Source organism: Streptomyces violaceusniger Tu 4113, from assembly GCF_000147815.2.
In the GTDB taxonomy this organism is placed as follows: Bacteria; Actinomycetota; Actinomycetes; order Streptomycetales; family Streptomycetaceae; genus Streptomyces; species Streptomyces violaceusniger_A.
Genome location: NC_015957.1, coordinates 383,786 through 402,798 on the forward strand (window position 1 = coordinate 383,786; position 19,013 = coordinate 402,798).

Sequence of the window (19,013 nt, forward strand, 5' to 3'; positions counted from 1 at the left end):
TGTCGTCTCTATCGGCGGATGCCGGTCGCGAACGGCAACGTGTTCACAAAGGCCCGGTGATGCTCGCGGTCGCACCACTCCAGCTTGAGATAGCTCTTCCCCGCCGAGGCCCGGATGGTCCGCTTGTCGCGTGCGAGGGCCTCCGGGGACCGGGAGGACACGGTGATGTAGCCGACGAGGTTGACGCCCGCGGCGCCGCTGGCGAGATCCTCGCCGCGCTGGTCCAGCCGGCCGTGGGCGGCGATGTCGCGCGGGTCGACGGTGCGGTTCATCTTCGCGGCGCGGCTGGCCTCGGCCTCGTCGTTGGTCTTCTCGGTGAGCATCCGCTCGATGGCGACCTCGGTGGGCTCGAGGTCCATACAGACGGCGACCGTACGGATGACATCGGGGGTGTGGACGAGCAGCGGGGCCAGGAAGTTGACCCCGACCGGCGTCATGGGCCACTCCTTCACCCAGGCCGTGGAGTGGCACCAGGGCTCGCGGGTGCTCGACTCGCGCGTCTTCGCCTGGAGGTAGGTGGGCTCCATGGCGTCCAGCTCGGCGGGCCAGGCGTTCCGCTTGGTCATCGCCTGAATGTGGTCGATGGGGTGGTCCGGGTCGTACATGGAGTGGACGAGCGACGCCAGCCGCCCCTGCCCCAGGGGCTGCCGCACCCGGATGTCGGCCTCGGCGAGCCGGGCACAGATGTCGGTGAGCTCACGGGCCATCACCACGGCGAGGCCCGCGTCCTTGTCGAGGCGGCGGCCGGCGCCGCTGTGGCGGGTGGCGCGCGCGATGGCCTGGGCCTCGGCGGCGAGGTCGCGGGTGTAGTGCATGCAGGCGACGAGATAGGCGCGGTGCTGCTCGGAGGAGGTGGAGACCATGGACTGCAGCTGGTCGTAGGAGTCCTTGAGCCAGTTGGGAGTCTGGTGGTCGCCGCGCCGCTCGACGTCCTTGGCGTGCGCGTCGGGGTCGGCGGGGAGGGTGCGGGCCAGGATCTGCAGTCGGGTCACGAAACCGTCGCCGTTGGCCACATGCTTGAGCAGGGTGCCGAACCGGTCCACGAGGGCTTCCTGGTCCTCGCTGTCGCGCAGTCCGACGCCGGGGCCCTCGATCTCGATGGCGGCGGTGACGGTGCGGCGGTCGGCGTGCAGAAGCACGGCGATCTCGTCGGGGCCGAAGGGGGCCGCCAGCCAGTTGATCCGGCCGATGCCGGGGGGCGGGCCGACCTCGATCTCCCGGCCGTCGAGGCGGGTGCCGGCCTCCGCGGCGCCGGAGCGGTAGGCGGTGGTGCCCTTACGGACGCTGCGCTTGTAGGAGCGGTTGATCTCGAACCACCGGTAGAACGTCCGCCCGTTGTACGGGATGTACACGGCGGCGAGGGCGAGGGTGGGGAAGCCGACCAGCGCGACGATGCGGAACATCAGCACCTGCACCAGCAGGCCGCACATCATTCCGACGAAGGCTCCCCCGATGATCAGTGCGATCTCGCCGGTCTCGCGGTTCTTGCCGACGATCGCGTTCGGGCGGGGTCGCCCGATCAGATACGTACGACGGGGCGCGATGGGGTGCGACTGGGCGTCGATCGTCACCGCCGGTCACCTCCCGAGTTGTTGCCGGAGCCGCGGTTCGTGGCGGAGCCGCCGCGGGAGCCTCCGGTGTGGCCGGTGCGGCTGGCGGGGCCGCCGCCCCCGCCGCCCGAGGCTCCGCCTCCGCCGCTGGGGCGGGTGCTGTGGGCCGCCACGCCGCCGGAGACGGGGTTGGCGGGCTTGGCCTGCCCCGGGGCGCCGCCGCCTCCTCCGGTCTCGCCTCCGCCGCGGGCGCTGTGGGCGTTGATGCCCTGCTTCACCAGGGCGGCGGGGGACGTGATGACGGCGGCGGCCTGGCGGGACGCGGGGTCGGAGCTGGCGCTGCGGGCCTTGACGATCTCGTCGCCGAAGCCGGGCACGAAGCGGTAGATCATCGCGCTGGCGAAGATGGCGAGGATGATGATGGACAGGCCGGAGACGACGGCCGAGAAGGCGTCGGGCTTGTCACCGGAGGTGGAGAGCGCGCCGGCGAGGGCCAGCACGATCATGATCACCGGCTTGACGAGGATCACGGCGATCATGATCCCCGCCCAGCGGCGCACATGCCCCCACATGTTCTTGTCGACGAGGCCCGAGTAGACGGCGGTGCCGAGCAGCGCGCCCACGTAGAGGAGGGCGGCGCGGATGACGAGCTCGAGGCAGAGGACGCCGGCGGCGAGGATCGTCACGAGCGAGACGACGATGAGCATGATCGGGCCGCCGCCGATGTCCTCGTCCCGCTTGAGCGCCTGGGCGAAGGAGCCGAAGAAGGCGTTGTTGTCCGCACCGGTGCCGGAGGCGATGGCTTCGGTGACGGCGTCGGTCGCGGTGACGACCGTATAGAGGATGAGGGGGGTGAAGGCGGAGGCCAGGACCGTCAGCCAGAGGAAGCCGATGGCTTCGGAGAGCGCCTCGCCGAGGGGGACGCCGCGGATGGCGCGCTTGGCGACGGCGAGGAGCCAGAGGATGAGGGTGAGGACGGTGGAGGCGGCGAAGACGACGGCGTACTGGCGGAGGAAGGCCTCATTGGTGAAGTCGACGGTGGCCGTCTCCTTGACCAGCTTGGAGAGCTTGCCGATGAGCCAGGAGGCGGCGTCGGCGCAGCCGCGGGCGAGGGAGGCGGCGGGGTCCAGGGGGTTGGAGGGGTCGGGGGGGCCGCTGGAGCCGCCGCTGCCGCCGCCCTTTTCGCAGTTCTCCCGGACCTGACCGAGGAGGAGCTCGCAGTCGTCCTGTTTGCTGCCCGACGGGGTCGGGGTCGGGGTAGGGCTCGGTGCCGCCGCGGCGCGGCTGGCCAGGAGGATGGCGGCCGTCTGCACGGAAGCCAGGGCTCCGGCGAGGGTGAGAGCGCGTCGGCGGGGGCTAGCGGGCATAGGTGAACCCTCCGTACTGCTCGACTGCCTTGGCGATCTCATCGGCCGTGGACGCGGTGCGGTCGCTGTTGACCGGTGCCGGACCGGCCTTCTGCGAGTAGCTCTCGGCCTTCCAGTCGTTGTTCACCCACCGCAGCTTGAGTGTCAGGGTGAACCAGTCGTTGGTGACCGGGTTCTTCGATCCCTCTCCGGCCGTGCCGAATACGCCGGTGCACCAGACAGCGACGGTCGCGCTGGTGTCCGAGACTTTGCCGACCTTCGTGCCCACGGGGGCGGTACGCGAGACGTAGGTCATGCCGTCGGGCGCCTTACCGCTCGCGTCCAGGCCGATTCTCTCCAGGGATGCCTCGGAGTAGGCCTTGTCGAGCCTGCTCTGGAGCCGGTCGGCGGCAGCGCTGGTGAAGATCTGAGGGACGATCTCATGGCGTCGGTCGCGGTTGTACATATGGGCGGACCCCAGCGCCACCGCGTAGTTCGCCGCCGCGCTCTGGGCTCCCTGTTCCGACTTGGCGAAGCCCGAGGCGATGCCCGTGGTGTTGTTCTTGCCGTCGACCGGGCGCTCGCCCGTGGGGGCGGTGGGGCGGGCTTCGGTGCCGGTGCCTCCGGTGTCGTTGCTGCTGGAGCCGCCGTCCTTGCCGCCGCTGCGGTTGACGAAGGCGATGGCCGCGAGGAGGAGGACGACGACGCTGACCACGGTGATCAGGTTGCGGCTGGGCTTGCCGACGCGGCCGGGGGCTCGGCGGGCCGGGCCGTAGGGGTCGCCGTCGCCCTCGGGCAGGCGGGTGCGCGTCAGATGATCTCCAGGGGCCGCGCCGCGGCCGCGGCGCGCCTCATGGCCCTCGTAGTCACCGCCGTATCCGTCGTCGCCGCCGAGACTCATCCTGCGTACGCCCCTTCACCCGTGCCGAGCCTGCCGAGCCTGCCGAGACCGCTGATCCCGCCGAGCCTGCCGATCGTGCCGGCCGCGTCATCCATGGTCCCTCTTCCGTCACCCGCATACGACGGTAACGGCGAGGACTGACGCTCGGGCGCGCTGGTGTGAGTGGACATCAAGCTGACACGTCCTCAGCGTGGTGAGCTGGAGCGGGCATCAGGGAGCAGCCTCGGGTACGGGGTGGGGGGGCCGGTAGGGGGAATCGGGAGCGGGGGCTTGCGGCCAGGGGTGTGCGCCCCGCGCAGGGAGGGGGCGGCTCGGAGGCGGGCGGGGGCGCGGCTAGACGGCCATGCCGTACACGATCGTGAAGAGAGTGCCCAGTGATCCGATGATGAACACACCGGTCAGGCCGGCGACGATCAGCCCCTTGCCCTGTTCCGCGCTGAAAGTGTCCCGCAGGGCCGTCGCGCCGATTCGCTGCTTGGCCGCGCCCCAGATGGCGATGCCGAAGCACAGCAGCAGTGCGACCGCCATCACCACCTCGATCATGACGCGGGCCTCGCTGCCCAGGCTGCCGAACGGGCCCCAGTCTGGGGCGATTCCACCGATGATGGTGTTGATGTCGCCCTTTTCGGCCGCTAGGAACATGATGAACTCACCGCCCCTTGTGGGTTGTTGTGTCCCCCCGCCGGCATGGCGTGGGTCAGCCTCTATCTTCGCTGATGAATCCGCTTCCGCATGTCGACTTGGCGGCATTTCTTGGCGGATCTCGTGCGTGTTGTGGAACACGGCCGTCTGGCGGACGTGTGAGGCGTGTCAACGGAGTGTCGTATGGTCACTCTGTGTATCACGCGGGTGAGCGTCGGGCAACGATCGGTAAGGGCCGGCGATGAGGGCCGGTGGTGAGGGCCGGCGGTAGGGGCCGTCGGTGAAGGCTGTCGGTGAGAGCCAGAGAGTCATCGGTGAACGGCCATCAGCCGTCTCACTTCCCCGCAGGCTCGTCGGCCTCCGCGAGGTCGGCGAAGTCGTCGAACTCGCCCGCCTTGACGCCCTTGATGAACGCCTCCCACTTGGTCCGGGTCGTGACGACCACGGTCTCCGGGTCGTTGCTCTCGCGCATCAGGATCTGGTCGTCGGGGCCCACGGCCACCTCGAGGTAGGCACGGCCCTCCTCGCTGTCGGCGGGTGCGGCCCGCTGCCAGTCGAGCTCTTGCCAGTCGCGCCGTGTCATCTGCGGTCCCCAGGGTCGTGGTGCTCGGACGGCTGGACTCTACGCGTTGCGCGCCCCCGCGAGAGGCGGCCTGGGCGGAGCGGTGAGGCGCGCGGGGCGGGTGGACGGCGCATAGGGGGCGCGCGTCAGCGGCCCGCCGTATGGTTTCGGCTGGGGAGCGGCTGATTTTCGCCGTGGGGACGTAAACGCGTTCGCATCGCGGGTGGATGGGGGAGGATGGCCGGGTGCGTAAGGTCTGGCTGGGTGTCAGTGTCGGTATCGGAGTCTCCTTTTCCTTCGTCGCGCTGCTCGTCGTCGGCACCTATATGGTCGCGGCGGATCTCATCGGCGGTGCGGGCGGTAAGGCCGTCGGGCTGGCGAAGGGCTCCGTTCCCTCCTCGTACGAACCGCTGATCCAGCAGTACGGGAACTCCTGCCCCGCCATCAACCCCGCGCTCCTCGCCGCGCAGCTCTACCAGGAGAGCGGCTGGAACGCGAAGGCGCAGAGCCCGGCCAACGCCAAGGGGATAGCGCAGTTCATCCCCGCCACCTGGGCCTCGCATGGGGTCGACGGCAATAAGGACGGCGTCAGGGACATCTGGGACCCCCAGGACGCGATCCCGTCGGCGGCCGCCTATGACTGCTCGCTCGCCAAGTACGTCAAGGACGTGCCGGGCAATCAGACGCACAACATGCTGGCCTCGTACAACGCGGGCGCCTATGCCGTGATCAAGTACGGCGGGGTGCCGCCTTACCGCGAGACCCAGAACTACGTGAAGACCATCACCACCCTCGCCAAGAGCTTCGAGGCGCCGATACAGAAGGTCCAGCCCTCCCAGCAGTCGGCCGGGGCGATCTACTTCGCGCAGAAGCAGCTCGGCAAGCCCTATCTGTGGGGCGGGAACGGCACGCCGGAGGAGGGCGGGCGGTTCGACTGCTCGGGGCTGACGAAGGCGGCGTACAAGACGGTCGGGATCGACCTGCCGCGCGTCGCCAACGACCAGTGGAACGCCGGACCCCACCCCAAGCGGAACGAGCTGCTCCCCGGGGACCTGGTCTTCTTCGCCTATGACCTCGACGACCCGAGATCGATCCACCACGTGGGGATGTATGTGGGCGGCGGTTACATGATCAACGCGCCCTACACCGGTGCGGTGATCCGTTTTGACAAGATCGACTCGCCGGACTACATCGGTGCTACACGGGTGACTCAAGATGGCGCGAAAGCGCTGCCGCGGGCGAACTCCGCGTAAGGATTCCCCCTGAGCTGCGACGATCGGTCACCCTTCGATAACGTCCCGGTGATCGTTGGGTGGAGTACGGAACCCCCGGGGAGAAGAGGGAGTTCCCTGGAGGTGGATCGGAGCGTGGATCAGCGTGGATCGACGGCGGACTCTCCGGCGCCGGTCGCGATGCCACGGATCGCAAGGCATTACGGGGGGTCGGCAGCTGCACGTAGTGACAGGCAAGAGATAAGGGGCTACGGCACATGGCTGGACTCGCACTGGACGGGTCGAACCCCGATGTCAGCCTTCTCTTCGACATCAATGGGCTGGCGAAGGACGCCCCCCACTGGTTCGACCGCGTCATGGAGTTCGTCGGCGAGTACGGGATCATCATCGGGCTCGCCCTCGTGACCCTGGCCGCATGGTGGAGCGTGCGGAAGCGGCCGCAGGAGGCGCCGTCCGCCGTCGCCGGGCTGGTGTGGGCCCCGCTGGCCGCCGGACTGGCGCTGTTCGCCAACATCCCGATCCGCGGCTTCGTCGAGCGGCCGAGGCCCTTCAAGGACCACCAGGGGCTCGACGTCCTGGTGGCGGGCAAGGCCGACTTCTCGTTCGTCAGCGACCACGCGACGCTGGCCATGGCGGTCGCCGTCGGCGTCTTCATGGCCCACCGCGCCTACGGGGTGGCCGCGATAGGGCTCGCGCTGCTGGAAGGGTTCTGCCGCGTCTATATGGGGGTCCACTACCCGACCGATGTGATCGGCGGGTTCGCCCTGGGGACGGCGGTCACGCTGCTGCTGGCGCCGCTCGCGATGATGCTGCTGACACCGCTGACCACGGCGATCGCAAGTTCGCGCGTCGGCCGGCTGATACGGGCCGAGCCCGCCGCCGCCGACCAGAGCCCGGACGGGGCGTGTGCGGAACTGTCCGAGTCCCGCTCAGCGGGCGGCGACCACGGGAACAAGGACCTGGCTGCCTAGCGGCCTCCTTACGGATGCGACGAAGGCCCGGCGGCTGCCGGGCCTTCTGTCATCTCCGGCTCCCCTCGTCGGTGAACGGCCTCACAGCGCCTGCGGGAAGTCGAAGAGCCGGTCCGGGTCGTAACGCTTCTTCAGCCGCGTCAGCTTGTCGGCCGCCGAGCCGTAGTAGGCCGAGCGCCAGTCCTTCAGCGACGCGTCCGTGTAGTTCTGGTACGCCGCCCCGGAGGCGTATCGCCGCATCGCCGTATGGGCCCCGTCCAGCCAGGCGTTGCCCGCGGTGCCGGAGCCGCTCGCCGCCCAGGACGCGGTGTACTGCGCGAGGAACCGCGAGCGGCGGTGGACGAAGGACGTCGTCGTGGGCGAGACCCGGTTGACCGCCCCGCCGAGCGCGGTCAGCGCGATGCTCACCGCGCCCCCGCCGCCGGTGCGCCGCCCGTAGCGCTCCACCTGGTCGAGCATCGCCCGTATGCCCGCCTGGCTCAGCGAGCGGTCGTAGAAGTCCGAGCGCGCCGCGTAGGTCTCGCGATTCAGCACCCCGGAGGTGCTGTGGCCGGGCTTGTCGCCCGGCAGATGGCAGTTGGTCGTGGAGGTGTCGCCGCAGCCCGCGTACATCCGCATGGCGTCGACGTAGCCGCGGCGGCGCAGGCTGACCTGCGTGGCCGGGCCGGGTCCGCCCGGTCCGTCGGCGAGCCGGTCCACCGCGTTCTGCAGCGAGCCGTAGGTGCCGAGTGAGAAGCAACTGATGGAGACGGTGGGGGTGCCCCCGGGGGCGGCGGACAGATGCAGCGCCGACCAGATCTCGTCGGGCTGGTCCGGGCCCCACTTCTGCCAGGCGCTCAGCACCTTCGCGGCCTTAGACCATGGCCATGACATATAGCACGTCACGCCGTCGGCCGCCTCATGCGTACGGAACCGCAGTTCGGTGACGACGCCGAAGTTGCCGTTGCCCGCGCCGCGCAGCGCCCAGAACAGATCGGCCTCGCGGTCCTTGGAGACCTCGAGGGCCTTACCGTCCGCGGTGACGATCGTCGCGCCCGTAAGGCTGTCGGCGGTCAGCCCGTACGCCCGGGAGACCACACCGTGGCCGCCGCCGAGGGTCAGCCCCGAGATGCCGACGCTCGGGCAGGAACCGCCGGGGACGGTGACCCCGCGGGCGCCGAGTGAGGTGTAGACGCCGATGAGCTTGGCGCCACCGCCGATCCGCGCCTCGCCGGAGGTCGTACGGATCGACGAGAGCGCGGAGACGTCGATGACGAGACGGCCGTCGCCGCTCGACCACCCGGCGTAGGAGTGACCGCCGTTGCGGATGGCGACGGGGGCGCCATGGCGGCGGGCGAAGTCCAGACAGGCGGAGATGTCCGAGGTGTTCTCTATATAGGCGACGGCGGCGGGGCGCAGATGGTCGAACCGGGTGTTGTAGAGCCGGCTGGCGGAGCTGTAGTCGGAGTCGCCGGGGCGCACCAGGTCGCCCTGCAGGTCCTTGCCGAGCGCGCTCCAGTCGGCGGACTTCGGCTTGCCGTCGACGGCGCCGCGCCTGCCGCTCGCGGAGGCCGAATGGGCGTCCGGCGCCGAGGAGGAGGCGGAGTCGGCGGAGGTTCCGTCACTGCCGGCCTTTCCCGCGTTGTCGTCGCACGCGGTGGCCCATGTGGCGGTGGCCGTCAGCCCCGTGCCCGCTGCCAGCAGTGTCCGCCGGTTCATGGCGGTGTCCCCTCCCTGTCGACGCTGTTCTCAACCGTCGACCGGGCCACCGCGAAGCCGGCCCGGTCCCTGGGTCAGAGGGAGGGGCCGGGGGATGTGGTTCCGCTCGTTGCCGAAGTGTTGTCGGGGGACGGACAAGCCCCACTAATCGGACGAGTCCGATGAATCGCTTGTGTCGGACGGGGAGTGACGGGCCGTCGCATGAGCCGCCGCGTCGTCGCGGGCGGTGCCTCTGGCGCGACGGGCCGGACCGGACCAGCCGCAGGTGCAGCGGGCGATGGAGAAGGAGCCCTTCTCCACGGTGGTGGTGCGGTCCTGGCCGGGGCCTATGTCGCCTGAGTCGAGCACATGACCACGCTACCGGGCCGTGACGGGCCGCCGGTTCTGATCGTTAAACGAACAAGTATCAAGCGTGGACGAGCGTGGCCAGGGGGTCGGCGGTCGATGGAGTTCCAGCAGCGCGGGCTCGGCGTACGGAGACGGGTGAGAGCGGTCGCCGGTGTCGTGTCGGGCGGCCTGCTGGCCGTGTCGCTGGCGACCGTCAGCGGCTGTTCCACCGAGACCGTGGCCGATGAACGCCCCGGCGGCACGGCGCGGGAGAGCGCGGTCACGGCGCTGCACCGGGCCGCGGACGTGCTGGTCGGATCGGGCAGCTCACGGGTCCGCACGACCATGGAGACGGCGACGGGCGGCACCCGCGTGTCCATCCGCGGCAGCGGTGCGTACGACTTCGAGAAGCGGCTGGGTCGGCTGCGGCTGCTGCTGCCGAGGGACGCGATGGGGGCCGCCGAGCATGCGCCGATCACCGAACTCCTGGCCTCCGGGGCGCTTTTCATGCGCAACCGCGGGGCGGGCATTCCCCGTGATAAGTGGGTTCGGGTGGATACTACGGACATTCCCGACGGCAATCTCGTCACCGGAGGGGCCACGGATCCGCTGACCGCCGCCGAACTGCTGCGCGGAGTGCGGAAGGCCAGCCTGGTCGGCGAGGAGGGGCTCGACGGGGATCTGGTGCGCCATTATCGCGGCATCACCGACATCGGCCGGGCGGCCCGGGTCGCGTCGGAGGGTGCGCGGGGGTCGCTGGTGGCCGCGGCGAGGGGGTTCGACGAGAACACGGTGACCTTCGACGCGTATCTCGACGGGCTCGGCCGGCTGCGCGAGGTGCGGCACCGGTTCACGGTGAGCAGCCGCGCCGACGGCCAGGAGGTGACGGCGGGGCCGGACGCCGCCGGGCGGCGCGGTGCGGTCGGGGTCGCCTCGACGACGGAGCTGTACGACTTCGGGGCGCCGGCCGTGGTCGAGCTCCCCAAGCCCACGGATATCTACACAGGAAAGGTCGGATCACCTCAGAAGTAGTCGGAGGGGCCCGCTTTACCCTTCGAAATGGCCCATCCGTGCCATGCGCGGAGTGTGTACCGATCCCTACGCTGGGAAGCCGCTGCTCGAAAGTGGCTCGCAGGTGCTCGCTGGAGGAGGTGAAACACGTGGTTGCGCGTCGCGGCTCGTCGGGCCCGGACCCCGTGGCCCTCGTCGAAATCGATCTCTATGGTGACTTGATGATCGCTGCGTCGAGCGCGGACGAGGACAGGCTCAGTACGGACCGTATCGACGAGGTGCTCCGGGTGCAGGCCGACCGATCAGATTCGGCCGAGGGGGTCAAGGGGGCCAAGGGTGCTAATGGCGCCAAGGGTGCCAATGGCGTCAAGCGGACCAAGGGTGCCCCTAGCGCTTCACGCGCCGAGGACGCAAGGGGTGCCGAGGAATCGACGGGCGCCCCGGAGGCCGGGAGCCCGGACGCTCCGTAGCGGAGTCGCCGTCTCGCCGGCGGGTGCCCAGCGGCCCCGTCCGGCGGGCGGCCCTGTCCACACCCGACTACGGTCATGTCTACGCCCGGGGCCGTACTGGTGCGGGCTCAGGTCCGCAGCAGCCGGGCGATGGCCGCCGTGGCCTCGGCCACCTTGGCGTCGACCTCGCTCGTGCCCTCCGTCTCGCCCTGGGCCGCGCTCTCGACGGCCGCGCTGGCGACACAGTGGCGCAGATGCTCCTCGAGAAGCTGGAGGGCGAAGGACTGGAGCGCCTTGGTGCCGGCCGAGACCTGGGTGAGTATGTCGATGCAGTAGACGTCCTCCTCGATCATCCGCTGCAATCCCCTGATCTGGCCCTCGATCCGGCGCAAACGCTTGAGGTGCTGATCCTTTTGTTTGGCGTATCCATGGCCACCGTGGGGTACGGACTCCTGGGCGGAAGTATGCCCGGACGTCTGGCCCCGCTCGTCGCCGTCGGTGGGCGCGGTGGTGTCGGCTGCCGTGGTCGTCATGGCGTCCTCCCGTTGATTACGCAATGTCCGCATATACCCCCAGTGGGTATATGGTACCGGCTTTTCTGGTCGAACCGGGCCCCCGTGCTGAGCACCTTGCCCGATGGGCGACACTGGGATCGCCGGTTACCGTGGCCGGAAGATGCGCCTAGCATCGACGAGTCCCCATCCGCTGCATCCGAGGATCCCCAGTGCGCTTTCGTCTGACCCCCAGGGAGACGAGCTTCTACGACATGTTCGCCGCGTCCGCGGACAACATCGTGACCGGCTCCAAGCTCCTGATGGAACTGCTCGGGGCGGACTCCTCCGCTCGTGCCGAGATCGCGGAGCGGATGAGGGCCGCGGAGCACGCGGGGGACGACGCCACACACGCGATCTTCCACCAGCTGAACTCCTCCTTCATCACGCCGTTCGACCGTGAGGACATCTACCGCCTGGCCTCGTCCCTCGACGACATCATGGACTTCATGGAGGAGGCCGTCGACCTGGTCGTCCTCTACCAGGTCGACGAGCTGCCCAAGGGGGTCGAGCAGCAGATCGAGGTGCTGGCGCGGGCGGCCGAGCTGACCGCCGAGGCGATGCCGAATCTGCGCACCATGACCAACCTCACCGAGTACTGGATCGAGGTCAACCGGTTGGAGAACCAGGCGGACCAGATCCACCGCAGGCTCCTGGCCCACCTCTTCAACGGTAAGTACGACGCGATAGAGGTGCTCAAGCTCAAGCAGATCGTCGATGTGCTCGAGGAAGCGGCCGACGCCTTCGAGCATGTGGCCAACACGGTCGAGACCATCGCCGTCAAGGAGTCCTGAGCCCGGGCATGGACACCTTCGCGCTTGTCGTGACCATCGCGGTCGCGCTCTTCTTCACCTATACGAACGGCTTCCACGACTCGGCCAACGCCATCGCGACCTCGGTCTCCACCCGGGCGCTGACCCCCAGGGCGGCGCTCGCGATGGCCGCTGTGATGAACCTCGCGGGTGCCTTCCTCGGCAGCGGCGTCGCCAAGACCGTCAGCGAGGGCCTGATCGCCACTCCCACCGGCGACCAAGGCATGATGATCTTGTTCGCCGGACTGGTCGGCGCGATCACCTGGAACGTGGTGACCTGGTACTACGGTCTGCCGTCCTCCTCCTCGCACGCGCTGTTCGGCGGGCTGGTCGGCGCGGCGCTGGCCGGGGCGAGCACGGTCCACTGGGACGGGGTGCTGGAGAAGATCGTCATCCCGATGGTCCTCTCTCCCATCGTCGGCCTGGTGCTGGGCTACTTCGTGATGGTGATCATCCTCTGGCTGTTCCGTGACGCGAACCCGCACAAGGCCAAGCGCGGCTTCCGGATAGCGCAGACCGTCTCGGCGGCGGGCATGGCGCTCGGCCACGGCCTCCAGGACGCCCAGAAGACCATGGGTGTCGTGGTGATGGCCCTGGTCATCGGGGGTGTCGAGGACGAAGGCGACGCGATTCCGGTGTGGGTGAAGATCTCCTGCGCCGCGATGCTGTCACTTGGCACCTACGCGGGCGGCTGGCGCATCATGCGCACGCTGGGACGGCGGATCATCGAGCTGGACCCGCCGCAGGGGTTCGCGGCGGAGACCACGGCGGCCGGGGTCATGTACACGGCGTCGTTCATGTTCCAGGCGCCCATCTCGACCACCCATGTCATCACCTCGGCGATCATGGGTGTGGGGGCGACCAAGCGGGTGAGCGCGGTCCGCTGGGGGGTCGCGAAGAACATCATCCTCGGCTGGTTCATCACCATGCCCGCCGCGGCCGCAGTCGCCGCGCTCAGCTACTGGATCGTCAACCTGGCCTTCGGCTGACCGCCGCACGCCGCGGCTGACCGCCGCACGCCGCGGCTGACCGCCGCACGCCGCGGCTGACCGCCGCACGCCGCGGCTGACCGCCGCACGTTTCCGGACTGACCGGCCGCACGCGCTCCGCCCGACCGTCGTACGCAGATACACAAAGCAGACACACGAAGCAGACACACGAAGCAGACACACCAAGCAGACACACAAAGGCGGGCCCGCCCCCGGGAGCCAGGGGCGGGCCCTTCGTCTTGCGGTGGCACCGCCATGCAGCACCGCAGGACGTTCTGTCCTCGCCCATAGCGCGGCGAGGAGCCTGGTCAGCCGAAGCGGCCCGAGATGTAGTCCTCGGTCGCCTGCACCGACGGGTTGGAGAAGATCCGCTGGGTCTCGTCGATCTCGATGAGCTTGCCGGGCTGGCCGACGCCGGCCAGGTTGAAGAAGGCCGTACGGTCCGAGACGCGCGCCGCCTGCTGCATGTTGTGCGTCACGATGACGATCGTGAAGCGCTCCTTGAGCTCACCGATCAGGTCCTCGATGGCGAGCGTCGATATCGGGTCGAGCGCCGAGCAGGGCTCGTCCATCAGCAGCACATCGGGCTCGACCGCGATGGCGCGGGCGATGCACAGCCGCTGCTGCTGACCACCGGAGAGCCCGGCGCCCGGCTTGTTCAGCCGGTCCTTGACCTCGTTCCAGAGGTTCGCGCCCTTGAGGGACTTCTCGACGACGGCCTCGAGCTCGCTCTTACGGTACGAGCCGTTGAGCTTCAGCCCGGCGGCGACGTTCTCGAAGATGGACATCGTCGGGAACGGGTTGGGGCGCTGGAAGACCATGCCGACCGTGCGCCGCACGGAGACCGGATCCACGCCCGAGCCGTAGAGGTTCTCGTCGTCGAGCATCACCTTGCCCTCGACCCGGCCGCCGGGGGTGACCTCGTGCATCCGGTTGAGGGTGCGCAGGAAGGTCGACTTGCCGCAGCCCGAGGGGCCGATGAAGGCGGTCACCGAGCGGGGCTCGACCGTCATCGAGATGTCCTCGATGGCTTTGTGGGTGCCGTAGTAGGCCGTAAGCCCGCTGACGTCGATGCGCTTGGCCATGTGAATCACTTCTCTTCTTCTGGCCTCAGCGGCCGGACTTCGGGGCCTTCCAGCGGGCGATGCCGCGGGCCACCAGGTTCAGGATCATGACGAAGGCGATGAGCACGAGCGCCGCGGCCCAGGCCCGGTTGAAGGACGCATCGTTGCCGAGCTGCCACTGCTCGTAGATGTAGTACGGCAGCGACGACTGGGCGCCTTCGAACGGGTTGTTGTTGATCCCGGTGGCACCGAAGACCAGCAGCACGATGGGGGCGGACTCACCGGCGATACGGGCGACCGCGAGCATCACACCCGTGGTGATTCCGCCGATCGCGGTGGGCAGCACCACCTTGAGGATGGTGCGCCACTTGGGCACGCCGAGCGCGAGGGACGCCTCACGCAGCTCGTCCGGGACGAGCTTGAGCATTTCCTCGGTCGAGCGGACGACGATCGGCATCATCAGGATGGCCAGCGCCATGGCACCGGCGAAGCCCGAGTAGCTGAAGTCGAGAATGATGATCCAGAAGCTGAGGATGAACAGACCGGCGACGATCGAGGGGATACCCGTCATCACGTCGACGAAGAAGGTGACGGCCTTGGCGAGCCGGCCGCGGCCGTACTCCACCAGGTAGATGGCGGTCAGCAGGCCGATCGGAACGGCGATGAGCGTGGCGAGGGCGACCTGCTCCAGGGTGCCGATGATCGCGTGATACGCGCCACCGCCGGGCAGGATCGTCTGCACACCCTCCATGGAGTGGCCCAGGAAGTAGCCGTCGAGCACCGTCCGGCCCCGGTCGATGGTCTCCCAGAGCAGGGAGAGCAGCGGGATGACGGCGAGCAGGAAGCAGACCCAGACCAGGCTGGTGGCCAGCCGGTCCCTGGCCTGCCGGCCACCCTCGACCACGGCGCCGAGGATGTACGTGGCGACGATGAACACCAGGGCGGCGAACAGGCCCCACTGGAGCGGATTGCTCATCCCCAGGGCGGCGCCGATGCCCGCCCCCACCGCCGCCGAGCCCACGACCAGGGCGTACGGGGTCCACTTGGGCAGCCGGGCCTGCTGGAGGCTCGAAGCGCGGTGCGCGCCTTTATCAACAACAGTGCTCATGCGGCGGTCCCCGAGTACTCCTTGCGGCGGGCGATGATCATTCGCGCGGCGCCGTTCACCAGCAGGGTGATGACGAACAGCACGAGACCGGAGGCGATCAGCGCGTCGCGGCCGTCGTTACCGGCTTCCTTGAAGCGGCTGGCGATGTTCTGGGCGAAGGTGCCGCCGCCCGGGTCCAGCAGGCTGGTCTCGATCAGGAAGTTGGGGGACAGCACGGTGGCGACCGCCATGGTCTCGCCCAGCGCACGGCCCAGGCCCAGCATCGAGGCGCTGATGATGCCGGAGCGGCCGAAGGGGAGGACCGACATCCGGATGACCTCCCAGCGGGTCGCGCCGAGCGCCAGCGCCGCCTCCTCGTGCATCTTCGGGACCTGCCGGAACACCTCGCGGCTCACGCTGGTGACGATCGGCAGAATCATGATCGCCAGCAGGATGCCCACGGTGAACAGGGAGCGCGCGGCGCCGCCCTGGTAGCTGAAGATCCCGGTCCAGCCCAGGTAGTCGTCGAACCAGGTGTACAGCCCGGTCAGATGCGGGACGAGGAAGAGCGCGCCCCACAGGCCGTAGACGATGCTGGGGACCGCGGCGAGCAGGTCGATGACGTAGGCGACCGGAGTGGCCAGCCGGCGCGGGGCGTAGTGCGAGATGAACAGCGCGATGCCCACCGCGACCGGGACCGCGATGACCATGGCGATGATCGAGCTGACGACCGTGCCGTAGGCGAGGACGGCGATGCCGAACCGCATCGGCGAGGAGCTGGTGTTCCACTCGAAGTACGTGAGGAAGTTGGCCTCGTCCTTGGAGATCGCGATGGCGGCGCGGTAGGTGAGGAAAGCCGCGATGGCCCCCATGATCACCAGCAGGGCGATACCGGAACCCCGCGAGAGGCCGAGGAAGATCTTGTCACCGGCGCGGCCGGTGGAGCGGGTCTTGACCTTGGGTGGAGACCCGGCGGCTGATGATGTGGGTTCTATATCCGTTTTCATGAGTTCTCCGGTCTGCGGAGCCTGATGCGGATGAGGCTCCTGGTGCGGCGGTGCACCGGACAATGCGGCTGACTCCGCCGCGGCGATCGCCGCGACGGAGTCAGCCGCATTCGGGTCAGGAGAGGCTCTTGACGCTCTCGCGAACCTTGTTGGCGATCTCGGTCGGCAGCGGGGCGTAGCCCAGCTCCTTGAGGGAGGTCTGGCCGTCCTCGCTGGCGACGTAGGTCAGGAAGGACTTGGTCGCGGCGAGGGTGCTCGCCTTGTTGCCCTTGTCGCAGGCGATCTCGTAGGTGACCAGGGTGATCGGGTAAGCGCCGTCCGCCTTGGTGTCGTACGCCAGGTCGAGGGCCAGGTCGCTGCCGGTGCCCTTGATCTTGGCCTCGGAGATGGCCTTGGAGGCGTTCTCGACGGTGGCCTGGACCGGGGCGGAGGCGCCGGTGTCCAGGTCGACGGTCTTGATGCTGTTCGCGGTCGCGTAGGACAGCTCGAAGTACGAGATGGCGCCCGAGACCTGCTTGACCTGCGAGGAGACACCGGAGGAGCCGTCGGCCGACTGGCCGCCCTTGCCCTCCCACGCCTTGCCCGGCTCGTGCGGCCACGCCTTCGGGGCGGCGGCCTTGAGGTACTTGGTGAAGTTGTCCGTGGTGCCCGACTCGTCGGAGCGGTGGAACGCCTGGATCTTGAGGCTCGGGAGCTTCGCGTCCTTGTTCAGCGCCTTGATCGCGGGGTCGTCCCACTTCTTGATCTCGGAGTTGAAGATCTTGCCGAGGACATCGGCGTTCAGCGTCAGCTTGTCGACGCCGGGCACGTTGAAGCCGACGGCGATCGGGCCACCGACCATCGGCAGGTCAACGGCCTTGCCGCCCTTGCAGATCTTCTCGGAGGACTTGACCTCTTCGGGCTTCAGCGCCGAGTCGGAGCCCGCGAAGGCGGTCTTGCCCTGCAGGAACTCCTGGATGCCCGCGCCCGAGCCGGTGGCCTTGTAGTTGAGCTTGGTGTCCTTGCAGGCGGCGCCGTAGGTCTTGATCCACAGGTCCATGGCGTTCTTCTGCGCGGACGAGCCCGAGGCCAGCAGCTGCCCCTTGCCGTCGCACTTGATCTTGGAGGCGGCCTTGGAGCCGCCGCCCGAGTCGTTGTTGTTGTCGGAACCGCACGCCGTGAGGACAAGGACGCCGGAGACAGCAAGGGCACCGGCGGTGATGGCGCGAAGCCGGTTCTTGCGCTGAAGCTTCACTTTCAGGAGTTCCTTCCAGGAGCCGCCGGTTGGGGGACGGCGCGCGAGATGGGTGGAGCGCACTTGGTGCGGCGTGCGCCGGAGCCGGACTCGGCTCACGCTCAGTAGGGCCGAAAGTAGGCAGATCAGGTGAAGCGGCCTGAGGGGGTGAGTTAACGGATGGTGAACCTCGGCCGTCAGTGTGGTGGCCATGTCACGGCCAGGTCACGGCCTGATCCCGACGCGGGCGACGTCCTTGTGGAGGTCGCGCCAGGTCCGTCCGACACCTGTGCGACACCCGTCCGGTGAACCGGTTCGGGGTGGCTGCTGGCGTAACCGCCGCGTGTCTCTGTCGAATTGCGGTACGGCATGTCACTATCCGTCCCTACGTGCCGGTACGTCAGGTCTGGCGCGCGAGTGGGACAGGAGCGCGCCCGGCCGGAACGGAACGAGAGGAGACCGCGGGTGAGGCGGGACGGGAGAGGGAGGGGTGTGAGCGTCGCCGCGGCCACCGCGCTGGTCTGCGCGCTGGGACTGTCGGCCGTGCCGGAGACGGCGTACGCCGCGCCCGGCGAGCCGGGACCGGCTCCGGGGCCGGGCGGCGGGGCGGATGGCGGCGCGACCGGGGGCCAGAGCCTGGAGCAGGTCCATCAGGAGGTCGACGGGCTCTACCGCAAGGCGGAGTCCGCCACGGACGCGTACAACCTGGCACGGGAGAAACAGGCCCGTCAGGAGAAGTCCATCCTGAAGATCGCCCGAGCCGTGGTGAAGGCCCAGAAGGAGATGGCCGGGCTGCGCAAGCGGGCCGGGGCGATGGCCCGGGCGCAGTACCGGGGCGGCGGGATGCCGGCGGAGGCGCGGCTGTTCCTGGGCGGCGATCCGGGCGAGTTCCTCGACGGTGTGACGCTCGCCCGCAAGGGTGAACAGGCGACCCACGGCCTGATCGGCCGTCTGGAGCGCACCCAGGTGGCGCTCGACCGCTACGCCGACTCGGCCTCCCAGGAGTGGGAGCGGCTGGACCGGAGCCGGGCGAAGAAGGCGGCGGCGAAGAAGGAGATCCTGCGCAAGCTCGCCCGGGCCCAGCGGCTGGAGTCCCGGCTGGCGAAGGACGAACGGGAGCGGCTGCGCCGGCTTGAGGAGGACAAGGCCCGTGGCGCGCAGGCGAAGTGGCTGGACACCGGGATACTGCGGCAGCTCGGCAGCGGCGCCACCGCGATGGGCGGACGCGCGGTCGACTTCGCGCGGGCCCAGCTCGGCAAGAACTATGTGTGGGGCGCGGTGGGCCCGGACACCTACGACTGCTCGGGGCTGACCCAGCGGGCGTGGGCGGCGGCCGGCCGGGCGATCCCGCGGACCTCGCAGGAGCAGTGGAGGCTGCTGCCGAAGGTGAGCACGAAGGCCATGCGCCCGGGTGATCTGATCATCTACTTCAGGGACGCGAGCCATGTGGGGATGTACGTGGGCAGCGGCGCGGTGATCCACGCTCCCCGCCCCGGCCGCCAGGTCACGGTCGCGGGCGCGGGCTCGATGCCGATCCTGGGCGTGGTCCGGCCGGAGGCGAGGTAGGACGGCGGGACCGGTCGGTCCGCTGCTATGGCGGG

The 19,013-nt window shown here is 69.2% G+C and carries 18 protein-coding genes; 6 read left to right on the forward strand and 12 right to left on the reverse strand.

The window, feature by feature from the left end:
• Window positions 1–8 precede the first annotated feature (8 nt).
• The 5 genes from STRVI_RS01720 to STRVI_RS01740 form a co-directional block, all read right to left on the reverse strand.
• Complete coding sequence (locus STRVI_RS01720) at window positions 9–1,565, reverse strand: SCO6880 family protein (protein ID WP_043237672.1); 1,557 nt, start codon at window positions 1,563–1,565, stop codon at window positions 9–11.
• Between the two features lie 2 nt (window positions 1,566–1,567).
• Window positions 1,568–2,917, reverse strand: a complete 1,350-nt coding sequence (locus STRVI_RS01725; RefSeq protein ID WP_014053887.1) for a hypothetical protein — start codon at window positions 2,915–2,917, stop codon at window positions 1,568–1,570.
• A complete protein-coding gene (locus STRVI_RS01730) occupies window positions 2,907–3,797 on the reverse strand; it encodes a hypothetical protein (protein WP_014053888.1) in 891 nt (296 codons plus the stop codon). Before STRVI_RS01730 ends, STRVI_RS01725 begins: the two co-directional genes overlap by 11 nt.
• A gap of 333 nt (window positions 3,798–4,130) precedes the next feature.
• Window positions 4,131–4,439, reverse strand: coding sequence for a hypothetical protein (locus STRVI_RS01735; protein ID WP_014053889.1), 309 nt, complete (start codon window positions 4,437–4,439; stop codon window positions 4,131–4,133).
• 334 nt (window positions 4,440–4,773) lie between these two features.
• Complete coding sequence (locus STRVI_RS01740) at window positions 4,774–5,022, reverse strand: DUF397 domain-containing protein (RefSeq protein WP_014053890.1); 249 nt, start codon at window positions 5,020–5,022, stop codon at window positions 4,774–4,776.
• 224 nt (window positions 5,023–5,246) lie between these two features.
• Between STRVI_RS01740 and STRVI_RS01745 the strand changes: the two genes are divergently transcribed.
• Complete coding sequence (locus STRVI_RS01745) at window positions 5,247–6,254, forward strand: bifunctional lytic transglycosylase/C40 family peptidase (protein ID WP_014053891.1); 1,008 nt, start codon at window positions 5,247–5,249, stop codon at window positions 6,252–6,254.
• A gap of 236 nt (window positions 6,255–6,490) precedes the next feature.
• Entirely contained in the window at window positions 6,491–7,204 is a 714-nt protein-coding gene (locus STRVI_RS01750) for a phosphatase PAP2 family protein (protein WP_014053892.1), read from the forward strand.
• An 81-nt stretch (window positions 7,205–7,285) separates the two neighbouring features.
• On the opposite strand, the gene STRVI_RS01755 is transcribed toward STRVI_RS01750, so the two are convergent.
• Together STRVI_RS01755 and STRVI_RS47325 are read right to left on the reverse strand one after the other, a co-directional pair.
• Complete coding sequence (locus tag STRVI_RS01755) at window positions 7,286–8,902, reverse strand: FAD-binding oxidoreductase (protein ID WP_014053893.1); 1,617 nt, start codon at window positions 8,900–8,902, stop codon at window positions 7,286–7,288.
• 144 nt (window positions 8,903–9,046) lie between these two features.
• Window positions 9,047–9,250, reverse strand: coding sequence for a hypothetical protein (locus tag STRVI_RS47325; RefSeq protein WP_078505066.1), 204 nt, complete (start codon window positions 9,248–9,250; stop codon window positions 9,047–9,049).
• A 96-nt stretch (window positions 9,251–9,346) separates the two neighbouring features.
• Here STRVI_RS47325 and STRVI_RS01760 point away from each other — a divergent pair, with 96 nt between their 5' ends.
• A complete protein-coding gene (locus tag STRVI_RS01760; protein ID WP_014053894.1) occupies window positions 9,347–10,261 on the forward strand; it encodes a hypothetical protein in 915 nt (304 codons plus the stop codon).
• 556 nt (window positions 10,262–10,817) lie between these two features.
• On the opposite strand, the gene STRVI_RS01770 is transcribed toward STRVI_RS01760, so the two are convergent.
• Window positions 10,818–11,222, reverse strand: coding sequence for a metal-sensitive transcriptional regulator (locus STRVI_RS01770; RefSeq protein WP_014053896.1), 405 nt, complete (start codon window positions 11,220–11,222; stop codon window positions 10,818–10,820).
• Between the two features lie 191 nt (window positions 11,223–11,413).
• On the opposite strand from STRVI_RS01770, the gene STRVI_RS01775 reads away from it, so the two are divergent.
• Both STRVI_RS01775 and STRVI_RS01780 read left to right on the forward strand, forming a co-directional pair.
• Window positions 11,414–12,034 (forward strand): DUF47 domain-containing protein, encoded by a 621-nt coding sequence (locus tag STRVI_RS01775; protein ID WP_014053897.1) that lies wholly within the window; start codon window positions 11,414–11,416, stop codon window positions 12,032–12,034.
• An 8-nt stretch (window positions 12,035–12,042) separates the two neighbouring features.
• Window positions 12,043–13,041, forward strand: coding sequence for an inorganic phosphate transporter (locus STRVI_RS01780; RefSeq protein WP_014053898.1), 999 nt, complete (start codon window positions 12,043–12,045; stop codon window positions 13,039–13,041).
• 308 nt (window positions 13,042–13,349) lie between these two features.
• Here the strand turns inward: STRVI_RS01780 and pstB are convergent, their stop codons facing one another.
• The 4 genes from pstB to pstS all read right to left on the reverse strand — a co-directional run bounded on the left by pstB (window position 13,350) and on the right by pstS (window position 17,433).
• Window positions 13,350–14,126 (reverse strand): phosphate ABC transporter ATP-binding protein PstB, encoded by a 777-nt coding sequence (gene pstB, locus STRVI_RS01785; RefSeq protein WP_014053899.1) that lies wholly within the window; start codon window positions 14,124–14,126, stop codon window positions 13,350–13,352.
• 25 nt (window positions 14,127–14,151) lie between these two features.
• On the reverse strand, window positions 14,152–15,213 hold the full coding sequence (pstA, locus tag STRVI_RS01790) for a phosphate ABC transporter permease PstA (RefSeq protein ID WP_014053900.1): 1,062 nt from the start codon (window positions 15,211–15,213) through the stop codon (window positions 14,152–14,154).
• Complete coding sequence (gene pstC / locus STRVI_RS01795) at window positions 15,210–16,199, reverse strand: phosphate ABC transporter permease subunit PstC (RefSeq protein WP_014053901.1); 990 nt, start codon at window positions 16,197–16,199, stop codon at window positions 15,210–15,212. Before pstC ends, pstA begins: the two co-directional genes overlap by 4 nt.
• Before the next feature lie 115 nt (window positions 16,200–16,314).
• Window positions 16,315–17,433 (reverse strand): phosphate ABC transporter substrate-binding protein PstS, encoded by a 1,119-nt coding sequence (gene pstS, locus STRVI_RS01800; protein ID WP_014053902.1) that lies wholly within the window; start codon window positions 17,431–17,433, stop codon window positions 16,315–16,317.
• Window positions 17,434–17,877: 444 nt separating this feature from the next.
• Between pstS and STRVI_RS01805 the strand changes: the two genes are divergently transcribed.
• Window positions 17,878–18,978 carry a C40 family peptidase gene (locus tag STRVI_RS01805; RefSeq protein ID WP_014053903.1) on the forward strand — a complete coding sequence of 367 codons (1,101 nt, stop codon included), beginning with the start codon at window positions 17,878–17,880 and terminating at the stop codon, window positions 18,976–18,978.
• Window positions 18,979–19,013 lie beyond the last annotated feature (35 nt).